The organism is Haloferula luteola (assembly GCF_014201715.1).
In the GTDB taxonomy this organism is placed as follows: Bacteria; Verrucomicrobiota; Verrucomicrobiia; order Verrucomicrobiales; family Akkermansiaceae; genus Haloferula; species Haloferula luteola.
Map to the genome: position 1 here is coordinate 1 of NZ_JACHFD010000063.1, position 2,408 is coordinate 2,408.

The 2,408-nt window shown below is 51.1% G+C and carries 2 protein-coding genes; both read left to right on the forward strand.

Translation table 11 applies throughout. The annotated features are described in order from the left end of the window. On the forward strand, positions 1 to 1,290 hold a 1,290-nt coding region (locus HNR46_RS20405; protein ID WP_184022538.1), incomplete at its 5' end, for a hypothetical protein. Then, positions 1,287 to 2,219, forward strand: coding sequence for a hypothetical protein (locus HNR46_RS20410; RefSeq protein WP_184022540.1), 933 nt, complete (start codon positions 1,287 to 1,289; stop codon positions 2,217 to 2,219). The genes HNR46_RS20405 and HNR46_RS20410, both read left to right, overlap by 4 nt. Positions 2,220 to 2,408 lie beyond the last annotated feature (189 nt).

Genomic DNA, 2,408 nt, shown 5'->3' on the forward strand with positions numbered 1-2,408 from the left:
GCGACGAAAGCCTCGACCTTGGACTACCAAAACGAAGGGACGTGGCTGGAAGTGAAAATCGACGAAGCGACGAAAGTCACGCTAGGCGACCCCGAGGTGGTGAAGCTGACGGTTCGTGCAGGGGAGAACGTGTCGGAAACGGGCGTGGTGTTGGACCCGTTGGAAGCGAACGAAGGGACCTTCGAGAATGAGATGCGGTATGATGTGGACCTCCTGCCGGTGGAGTTTGAGATCATTCACACCGAAATCGACCCCGCCACAGGTCAGGCTGTGAATCCCGGAGTCGATACGATGCTCCGTGATGAGATTGTCGACATCCGCATCAAGGTTCCACCGATTGGCAATGCGGACTGGACGGTTGATTTGAGTATTGAACCGGAGGCTATGCGCACTGAAAACCTGCCTGATCGGGGAGACGTCCAAATGTTTGATTTTGGCCAAATAGAGGATGATGGTACCGTGAGGCCAGACAAGACGCAATTCCTGCTCAAGGCTTCTAACAATGGGGAAAGAACCATCCGAGCGGTTTTTAACAGCCACGGGAAATTGACGATCAAGATGAATTCCACCGATGGTAAAATAGACTTCACCTCACCTGGATACACGATCAAAGAGCGCATCCGCAAATATGCGATCCCATATCCCGGATTCTATAACCATGACCCCAATCAATACGATCAAGAATTTATTGATGCAGCCGACCATTGGGGGGAGTTCTATGTTCACCCAATCGATACCGTTGATCGACTGAAAGCTATTTCGGTTGCGGAAAGCAATGTTGGAGCACTGGTGCAGAATAAAGCGGCTCGGCCTCACGACATTCTCACCATTGGGCATCCAGACGACGATGTTCTTGAAACAATCCAAGGAAACCCGGAGCAGTGGGACTTAGATTTGGTTCATCCAAAAAAACCTGCCGCGGATGCTCGTTACAAGAAGCTCAATTACCCGCAGGCTAATATCGGCAGCACCCAAGAGGCAATTAAATGGGGAACTCTCTGGCTTTACGTCAAAGCATTTGGATTGCCTGCCAACATCGAAGCAAATCCGAATTGGACTTGGGGAAAGCGCAACCAAGCCCCCCATGATGTAATCGACGGGATTGAGGAGCCCGAGTATCGATTTAAAGACTGGTCGGCGTGGGATTATGCCACCGAAAAGTATAACGGCGGCGGCGTTGGTGATTACATGAATCGTGTGAACAGCGCATTGGAGAAGGGACTTCACTGGAACGCAGTAGGAAGCAACAAGCTGTGGCCTATTCGATCAGACAAATCCGGACAACCATGAAGCTTTTATTTCCATTAACTATTTGGCTAGTGCTGCTGACTCACGGCTTGAGAGCGCAAGAGCAGCAGTTGTCTCCATATCAAGAGGCATACGCCGCTTGGGAATCCGAAATATACGGCGACGGATCATCCGGCAGCGTGGCAAGAACCTTTGGCTTGTTGCAAAACGCTTGGCGTAAAGAGTCTGAAGACAAAAAAGCGCAAGGCGCCTACTACTACGCACTAGCGGCGATCGACACTTCGAGACAAGTTTCAAACGATCAAGCTATACTCTTGCTTAAAGAGGCTGCTTTAGTTGTAAAAGACTACGGAGTAATTCCCAGTCGAGGCAAGTCCCCAAAGAGATTTCGAGATATGGCGTCAATCCATGCGAGAGTTTGGGAGGATAGCGATACCGATCCATTCAACGGCTCGCCAATTGGATACGAAATGACTAGGGTTGATGGGAAGTTTATTGCAGTCCAGGCGCATGCTAACTCTCTTCCAGAAACTACAGTTGCGGCGGCCGAATCTCTCTTGCTTGAAGGTGAAGCAATTGCAGAGCTTCTCGTGATCGGTTCATCTGGCAGAATTTTAGAATCAACTCCGGTAGCAATTGAGGAGAGTGCTGATTCCGCACCTTCAACCATCAAGGCCATCTTGGCCCATGAACCTTCAAGCTCAAAGGGGCCTAGTCGATTTATGAGACAAGAGCCTGGCGTATTTTTGAAGGGAACTCGCAGCGAGATCGTTGGTTCTCCTGCGTCGTTAAATAATGGTAATGAAATCGAAGCTCCGCGCAATCTCGCCTTGGCTAGTGAAGACGAAACCTCTCAGCCCGAGACGACCTTGAGCGAAATCCCAGCGTGGCCGCTCGTGCTTGGCGCAATCGCTGTTTTCGGGGTCGCGATCATCCTCGTTCGCGCCTTTTTGCGTGGCCGAGCGTCGTAGGGCTGGCGCAAAAGCGGAGGCCACCCAGTCAGTGAAGTGGTCCCCCAAGGCGGAGCCAGGGAGCTTGTTATGATGTCAAAGGGGTCTCAATCAATCAAAGGGGTCAGTAGGCATGAAAGGGCTCCGCGTTGGTAGTGCCATCCGTTACGATGGCGTGTGGAACAAACAACACCAACACGGAAAACCCAT

Coding starts and splice junctions, on each gene's coding strand:
- HNR46_RS20410 (WP_184022540.1), top strand. CDS start 1,287: ATGAAGCTTTTATTTCCATTAACTATTTGGCTAGTGCTGCTGACTCAC.